Origin of the sequence: Pantoea sp. VS1, from assembly GCF_002207995.1 — a bacterium.
Classification (GTDB): domain Bacteria; phylum Pseudomonadota; class Gammaproteobacteria; order Enterobacterales; family Enterobacteriaceae; genus Pantoea; species Pantoea dispersa.
Window position 1 is genome coordinate 1 of record NZ_NHZE01000105.1, and the last position, 7,705, is coordinate 7,705.

Below are 7,705 nucleotides of genomic sequence, written 5' to 3' on the forward strand. Positions count from 1 at the left end.
TTAAATATGAGAAAGAAATACTTCTTAATCAGAATTTTATGATAATAAAAAAAGGGAAGCGAAGTAGAATTTAAATGTAGCCGAGATATGCATTGATTTAAACATGGAAAAATGTTCAAATTTATGTGGGTTTAATAAAATTCATAAAACTTTATCAAAATTTTTAAATGGCCATAGAATAATTTTTGGCTATAAAATTTTATTTCTATGCTTTTCATAAATAAATGTGGGGTCATAATCAGCTAAGATTTTTTGTTAGCTGATTATGTTGTAAGCAATACGGAGTTATCCCTTTAGCAAAGTCTTTACTATGAAGACAGATAGCGACGGTAATGCCATGTATAGAGTAGAGTGATTATACTGATACCTGAGAAAACTAAAAATGAGATATGAGTTTCTCTAGTCAACATTACTCCTAAAAAGCTTCCAAATCCTTCTCCTAATCCCATAGCAATGGCATTGATAGCTGTTACACTAACCAGCAATTCACCATCGACAGAACCAGCTAAAGTGCTTTGTAAGGTGGGGATCAATAGTAATTCTCCCATAGTCCAGATAAGCAATGAAAAATAAAGAGTATGATTAGAAGATGAAAAATGAATGAAGAATGAGCCTAAAGCATGCAACAACAACGAAATTATAATAATATAATGTGTTGACAGGCAATATCGCAATGTTAATTTATGAATGGGAGATGCAAGTACAACAGATAATATTGCATTAAAAGATAAAAGATAGCCAACATCCTTTGCACTCCCCAGTTGTTGCTCGACATATAATGGTAAAGCTGAGAACAATTGTGAATAGATGGTCCAGCAGAGTATCGTAAGGATAAAAAGTATTACAATGTTTTTGCTTCTAGTTTGTTGCTTTAATGCGTGTAACCAAGGTTGCTGAGGAGGTAGTTTAGGCCAGCTAGCCTTAAAAAGCGAAATAAACGCTAATAAAAGCATTATAAATGCGTTTAAAATAAAAGGAGCTCTTACAGAAACGCCCTCATAAAGGCTGACGCAAGCTAATGGTGCAACCATTGAAGCAAGATTTGTAATCACTGATAACTGAACAAATTTTTCCGCCCGTTGTTTATTATCACGAATAATTCCTGCTAAAGTCCTTAACACCATACTTGTTGAGCCATAAGCAATACCAAAGCCAAAAATTGCAAGTACAACGAAAGTTGTGTTAGTAGTGATAGCAAGCACTAAACAACTAACTGATATCATACTGGCTGATAGCGCGATAACGTAATGTGGGGCAAGCTTGTCAAAGAGAGCTGATACCATTAAACGCGTTAGTTTCGAAGCTATGGAAGTTACCATCATTATGGTAGCCGTTAACATAGCAGAAAAATTCAGTACATTTGTTAAATAAATGCTAATAATAGCCAATAATGAGAACCAGCTACATGAAAAAAAGAAGGTACTTAACGTAATTGCAGACACAAAAGGTTTAATCCACTTCAAATTTAACACGTTTTGTCCCCCAATCAAGTAATTCAAGTAATTCATCTACGCTATTGTGTTTAGCTATCATACACCCAACCCTTTGTGATGATTGAGTAATTAATTGAATATGATCATCTTTCTTGACATTAATTTCTGTAAGGATAACATTTGGATGTTCATTAACCTCATCAATGCCTGTGATTGAGCTCAGTTTTCCTGGGGAAGCATTAAAATAACGTATCCCCACATTATAGATCTGGCCGTATGAAGTTACATCTGTAGTGGGCAATGAATTAAATTGCTTAAATACCGATGTGTAAGTTTCAATACCAGTAGCTATTTCAGTCAATAAATGTATGTAATCACCGCCTGGACGATTATGAATTTCTCCAATAATGACTGTCTCATCGTGAAGCCAGCATTCAACATGAAAATGGCCAACGGTTAGTTGAGTAGCGTCTAACGCACATTTGACCTGATGTAAAATATTTTTCTGCAACGATGATGAAAGCTTTGCAGGAAAAACGTGCATACTTTCAACAAAACTATCACCTGGAAAAAGGGATTTACTGGTTATTCCAAGAAAAACAGGTCGTTCTTGATGGAAAAAACCTTCGATACTATATTCATTGCCGGAAACAAATTCTTCAATGAGGAAGTTTTTTTGTTGAACGGGTAAAAGTAAAGCAATCGCTAGGGAAAGCTGTTGTTTATTATCTCTTTCAATACGACTTACGCCTTGGCTTCCCGCTGCATCAATGGGTTTTATAATATATAAATCAGCTGCAGATCTTTTCATAAATAATGTAGCTTCTTCGAACGAAGTTACACGCGCTGATAATGGTTGCAACATTCCCGCTTCTCTGAGGCAGTTTCTACAAAGTGATTTATCCCTCACTAAGCTTACAGATTCAGGCGAACTACCCGGTAAAGAAAAAGTCTGACTTAGTTTCGCACAAATTTCTACAGAATACTCTTCGAAAGTGTATATTGCAGCTAAATTATGGCTCTTAGCCAGCTTATTAATTATGAGGTAGGCTGCTTTATAACTTTTGTCTTTCACTACGTGTTGTTCTACAGTTTGATCATAACCAGCATTGAAAAGGGCAATATTATCTGCAGTATCGATCAAAATTGGATGAAGTCCAATTTTTTTTGCCTGAGCAATAGCCCTGGGCCCCTGTCTTAGTGAGGCACAACCAAATAGAATCAATGTTTTCATTCGATATGAAACCTTATTTCTGAAGCTGCTTTTTCAAGTGTTTGAGCAACTATATCATAATTCTTATGAGTAGCTATAATTACGCCAAGTCTAAAGTCATTATAGTTATTCGGGGGCAATAAAATCTTGTGACCTGGCTGGAAGTGTAGATAAACATGTTTGATAAATGGGTTGTTCAATATGTATTCAAAATTTTCACAGCCTCTATATAATCCGGATTTATGTGCAAATAAGTACTTAACGCCAACGTACTCAGTTATTGCTGGGTTTGGCAACGGTGAAAGGTCTTGACATACCCTTAGATAGTTTTTTAGATGTTGGTTTTGTGTAGCATACTGTAATAAATGAGTGGAAATATACCCCCCGGCAGGGCGAGCAGCACATTCGATAAATTTAAAGCCTTGAGTGCTGTATTTTCCTTCAAGATGAAAATTGCTAGCTTGAATATTTAATAATCCAATAATTTCTCTGGCGTTCTTACAAATATCTTGTTGTTGATGTGAAGGCAGCGCTGAGGGGAAAATATGGCGATGCTCAATAAAGTTTTCGGTATCCGATTTGTAATCAGTAATACCTGTAATGTAGATGTTTCCACGGTGAACATATCCATCTACACTAAACTCAGGACCGTCAACATATTCTTCTATGATCCATTCACTACCGAAACGTTCAAAAACTGCATCGAATTCAGGACGGGTTATTTTATTTAGCTCCGAACAAGCGTCGATCAAATGCTCCATTTTGTTAATTTTAAAAATGCCCTTAGAACCTGATCCAGAAGCTGGTTTTAAGATGAGCGGAAAACCAATCTCTAAAGCTGCATTTTGAGCGGACTCTAACGAAGATACGCTTTTCCATTTGGGTAGAAGATTACTTTTTTGATTCAAACGCTGCTTCATAGATACCTTATCCCGGCAGCACCTAACATCTTCCTGAGCCATTCCAGGCAACCCAAGCGATTTACACAATAAGTTGCGTAAAGGTACGTCAGTTTCAGACCAACAAATAATACCCTTAAAATCGTAGTTTAAGTGAAGCTTGTTTACAATCTTGATGACTGCTGAGGTGTCGTGCAAATCGCATTCGACTATCTCACAGGCTATGCTGGAAACCCACATAGGTAATGAATTTCCCAAAACAACAATTTTGTAATTTTCCGAAATAGCAGTAGTTAATTCAGCCATACGTTCATGAGGATTTTGACGACCATTAACATATAATAATGTGGTTTGAGTCATAATTAGTTCCGTTAAATTGATGAAGGTATAGCATGAATTGGACTATTCAATGCAAAGGTTTCTAGCTTTCGAAAAACACTGTCATAAATCATAACGCCATTTGCAACTGTACCCATAGATACTGTAGGACCTGTAACCCAGCAAGGCTGTTTTCCAAGGATGACTTTTTCGAAGTCATAATTTTTTACAGTACCATCTGAGAAAATTTTCATTCCGGGAATGTGATCATTCCCAGAAAAACCATAAATGCAATTTTTAGTTGTCATAAATTCAAGATGATTTAATATTTGTTCGAAATTTTTCACTTCTGTTGAACTACAGCCAGTTATGTCAGGAGTGGCATAGTGAGAAATCATGACATTGTGAGTAGGGTAACTTTTTATTACATATTCAGGGAGTTCGCTCAGCCAAATGAGATTCTCATCATCTAATAATGTAGGAAGTTCATGATCTTCATATAGATATATTTTCCCTTTACTTAATTTTTTTCGCTCTGCAAATGAGCGCTGATACCAGTCCATAGGAAAATTAAAATCCGCACATTTAGACGGTAATTTTTTTGTTGCAAATAAATCATGGTTTCCCATAACGACTACTGAGCAATTTTTACGTATCAATTCCACACATCGGTTTGCATCTCTAGTACTGAGGTAGCCGTAAAAAGGAACTGAATATCCTACAATATCGCCCAAACAAATTATTTCATCAACCTTCTGTTCTTCAAAAAGCTTTAGTGCAGCCTCAAGACGTATAATGTCTTCATGTATGTCGGAAATGATTCCGGTTAGCATTATTTACCTCAAACTATTTGTGTTTTTTTAGTTAATATTTTATTTATTACACTTTCTTTTATGCCCTCATGCCTTAATTTCTCATAGTGCTGAATATAATTAAGGATGAAATGAGTAATGTAATTACTCCCAAAAAATTTGCGTTCATAACGTTCTGCAAGATTTTCCATCTCATCTAAGCTTGTATTTGAATGTATGCGTAGATTGGATAGACCTTGCAGATATCGTCGGAGTACTCTCCCTCGATTAGTGGCAACAGGTTTAATCTTCATTGAAAGAATTGCAATGCATGAAACTAATGCATCGATTAATAATAACATGTTTGAATCTGGATATTCGACATCCATGCAAGGTGGTAACGCTAAAATTGAACTATCCAAGCCATTAACTCGTGTGACAATAGTTTCAATCCCGAAGGCGGATTCTAATGCAATTTTTTCAGAGAAGTGTTCAATGATAATTAGATTACCTATATCGTTAAATTCACGGCCATCAATACTTACAGCTAGATTACAGTTTCTTCCGCTAACGTTTTCCATTCCAAAAACATGGCGATAGTAGCTTTCAGGTTGAGAATCAAAATGTAAAGGTACATTTTTATCGCAACTAATAAGTAATCTTTGCAGGTCAATATCTAAACTAGATATATTGAATCTGTAATCAATACCTTTTAATCGTTTTAATTTTTTAGCAAAATTTAGTGTGGAAGATACAATTTCTCTCTGGTAATCAATACTACATATCGCTCCTACGCTTTCAAATAAAGAAGACCACTTTGCATATTCTCCTTTTGATAATAATTTACTGTTTTGGGTACGAAGGCATTTCTGTCGAGTAAAATAGCGATAATTTTTTTCATTAGATTTTAAAAGGTATTTGAATGTGCTAATTGTTGAACCAGTAAAAAGAGTAGAATCGTCTCGACTAGGCACTAGGGCATCAGGTGCATGAAAAGCAAACGATTGCTTTTTAAAGCATTCTGTAAAGACATCAGCTATTAGTTCTTTATCCTGCTGTAAATTCAACGCAGTTGTCTTCCATTTATTATGTTGCGTCATATTTCAGCCCCTGATTTATGCATGATTCATGAGGCTCGTTAAATGACGAGTATCCACCACGATATAATCCTATGTCTCCTTGATTTAACCAAAATGAAATTTGGCCTATTTTCATTCCTGGATAAAGTCTGAATGGCTTAGCACATACTAATTCTAAGGTCCATCTATGACATGAGCCTGTATGTCCTAAATTGGCTGAAACTTGCAGCCATAAACCAAGACGACCTAATGAACTTCTTCCTATCAAGGACATAGCAAAAGTATCACTGCCTAAAATTTCGAGAGTGTGCCCTAAATATGTACAGCCAGGTTGCATCACATAGCCATTTTCCGGCATATCAATAAATTCAAAAAGCATTTCATTCTTATGTTGATATGGTACACCCAGCTTAGGTCCTAAACGATAGTTGTAACTGTTAGGGTTCAACTGATTATCGCAGAAAGGTGAAATCGTAATTTCACCTTTCTGCAATCGGCGATTGATTTCATTTCCAGTCAAGATCATAAGGTCACCATTAAAAAAACTAAGCAATAAAATCACGATGAACTTTTGAAGGTGCAGGGCCTTTTGAACCCTGATATTTACCCTCATATAATGTGATATCACCCATAGGTTTCCAAAACGAAACCTGACCTACTTTCATGCCTGGAAAAATTCTTATTGGCAGAGTACTATAAAGTTGAAATGTCACGCAACCAAACGAACCGATATCAATCAGATCTGCTGTGATGTGGACAAATAAACCTAACCTTGCAATTCCCGATTTTGCATGAATAATAGGGACATAATTCTGACTACCAATCTTTTCACAACTATGACCTAATAAAAAATCGCCTTGTTGAAGAACAATACCCTGTTCATCGCATTCAATTGTCTCATATTCATTTTTAATACGTGGGTCAAGAATCTCTCCTGTATACCGAATAAACTGACTACCCAGCGTAAGGTCATATGAGTTAGTTGTGACATGTTCCTTGTTATAAGGCTCAATAGTAATTTGGCGATTAGCAACATTTTCGCTTATTGCTTTTCCGGTCAATATCATAATAAGTGTCCATTAAGGTATTCAGAATTTGCCCCAAAAATTAACGACGAACGCAGATCGCTACGTATTCAGAACCAAAATATTCATTTGGATCAGATGCGCCTGGCGCAGATGTTACCCATGAAGGATGCTCATAGAGATAAATTTCTTCAATACGAAAAAATGGCTCAAGTAGTGCTGCTGTGCTTCCCGCGTTAAGAAACGTATGCACTAATCCTTTTTCAGGTCCACTTTCTGGAATATAAGAGACATCTGGATCAACTTCTTTCCCTTTTTTCCAGTCTGATGCTCGCTCAGAAGAAAAAGTTACAAAAAATAGGCCGCCTGGTTTTGTGGTGCGTGCTACCTCAAAAATTACTTTCTTAACATCTTGAAGTGTGGAATGGTTTATTACAGCCCGAGATATTGTAACGTCAAATGTATTGTTTTCAAACGGGAGTTCAGTCATAGGACAAAGATGTAAGTCTGCATGCTGCTCGCGCTTTATTAATTCATTACGTGTATGGTTTATAGCATTTTCTGATAAATCGCTACCAGTAACGTCAAATCCACGTTCAGTAAAGTAATAAACATGACGTCCACCACCGCAACCTAGGTCATGCAGTTTTTTACCTGTTAAGGTGAAACGGTTACGTAATGCATTAGAGGGATTGACGATATATTTTTGGTAAAAATCAACAACTTCATCTGCTGGATTCATTAGTATCCATTTAGGTGAACCGAATAAATCATGCCAAGTATTTTTTTCAATTATACTTTGAAGGTCTCGGTTATATTCGATTTCACCTAGTAATTCATTCTCTTCCCATACTGGGTTAATAATCGGCATAATTCATCCTTATTTTTAACGTTAAAGTAACACACGTGATATGAGTCTAAAGACCCTAACAAGTTAAACATAAAAC

At 36.0% G+C, this 7,705-nt stretch carries 8 protein-coding genes; all 8 read right to left on the reverse strand.

The window, feature by feature from the left end:
• Nucleotides 1-308: 308 nt before the first annotated feature.
• Genes CBW22_RS24100 through CBW22_RS24130 form a run of 8 tightly spaced genes read right to left on the reverse strand, consistent with a single transcriptional unit; the run spans nt 309 to nt 7,629 of the window.
• Nucleotides 309-1,472 carry an MFS transporter gene (locus tag CBW22_RS24100; protein WP_088518088.1) on the reverse strand — a complete coding sequence of 388 codons (1,164 nt, stop codon included), beginning with the start codon at nt 1,470-1,472 and terminating at the stop codon, nt 309-311.
• Nucleotides 1,450-2,667, reverse strand: coding sequence for an ATP-grasp domain-containing protein (locus CBW22_RS24105; protein WP_088518089.1), 1,218 nt, complete (start codon nt 2,665-2,667; stop codon nt 1,450-1,452). The genes CBW22_RS24100 and CBW22_RS24105 overlap by 23 nt, the downstream gene beginning before the upstream one ends.
• Complete coding sequence (locus CBW22_RS24110; RefSeq protein WP_088518090.1) at nt 2,664-3,905, reverse strand: ATP-grasp domain-containing protein; 1,242 nt, start codon at nt 3,903-3,905, stop codon at nt 2,664-2,666. Before CBW22_RS24110 ends, CBW22_RS24105 begins: the two co-directional genes overlap by 4 nt.
• 11 nt (nt 3,906-3,916) lie before the next feature.
• Complete coding sequence (locus CBW22_RS24115) at nt 3,917-4,696, reverse strand: metallophosphoesterase family protein (protein WP_088518091.1); 780 nt, start codon at nt 4,694-4,696, stop codon at nt 3,917-3,919.
• Between the two features lie 8 nt (nt 4,697-4,704).
• Entirely contained in the window at nt 4,705-5,754 is a 1,050-nt protein-coding gene (locus CBW22_RS26180) for a hypothetical protein (protein ID WP_141097366.1), read from the reverse strand.
• Nucleotides 5,741-6,259, reverse strand: coding sequence for a dCTP deaminase (locus CBW22_RS24120; protein ID WP_088518092.1), 519 nt, complete (start codon nt 6,257-6,259; stop codon nt 5,741-5,743). Before CBW22_RS24120 ends, CBW22_RS26180 begins: the two co-directional genes overlap by 14 nt.
• 19 nt (nt 6,260-6,278) lie before the next feature.
• Nucleotides 6,279-6,800 carry a dCTP deaminase gene (gene dcd / locus CBW22_RS24125; protein ID WP_088518093.1) on the reverse strand — a complete coding sequence of 174 codons (522 nt, stop codon included), beginning with the start codon at nt 6,798-6,800 and terminating at the stop codon, nt 6,279-6,281.
• A 40-nt stretch (nt 6,801-6,840) separates the two neighbouring features.
• Nucleotides 6,841-7,629 (reverse strand): class I SAM-dependent methyltransferase, encoded by a 789-nt coding sequence (locus tag CBW22_RS24130; protein ID WP_088518094.1) that lies wholly within the window; start codon nt 7,627-7,629, stop codon nt 6,841-6,843.
• Nucleotides 7,630-7,705: the final 76 nt, after the last annotated feature.

Excerpts from the sequence above, each read along its gene's own strand:
- dcd (WP_088518093.1), bottom strand. The coding sequence starts at position 6,800 with ATGATATTGACCGGAAAAGCAATAAGCGAAAATGTTGCTAATCGCCAA.
- CBW22_RS24130 (WP_088518094.1), bottom strand. The coding sequence starts at position 7,629 with ATGCCGATTATTAACCCAGTATGGGAAGAGAATGAATTACTAGGTGAA.
- CBW22_RS24105 (WP_088518089.1), bottom strand. The coding sequence starts at position 2,667 with ATGAAAACATTGATTCTATTTGGTTGTGCCTCACTAAGACAGGGGCCC.
- CBW22_RS24110 (WP_088518090.1), bottom strand. The coding sequence starts at position 3,905 with ATGACTCAAACCACATTATTATATGTTAATGGTCGTCAAAATCCTCAT.
- CBW22_RS24115 (WP_088518091.1), bottom strand. The coding sequence starts at position 4,696 with ATGCTAACCGGAATCATTTCCGACATACATGAAGACATTATACGTCTT.
- CBW22_RS24120 (WP_088518092.1), bottom strand. The coding sequence starts at position 6,259 with ATGATCTTGACTGGAAATGAAATCAATCGCCGATTGCAGAAAGGTGAA.
- CBW22_RS26180 (WP_141097366.1), bottom strand. The coding sequence starts at position 5,754 with ATGACGCAACATAATAAATGGAAGACAACTGCGTTGAATTTACAGCAG.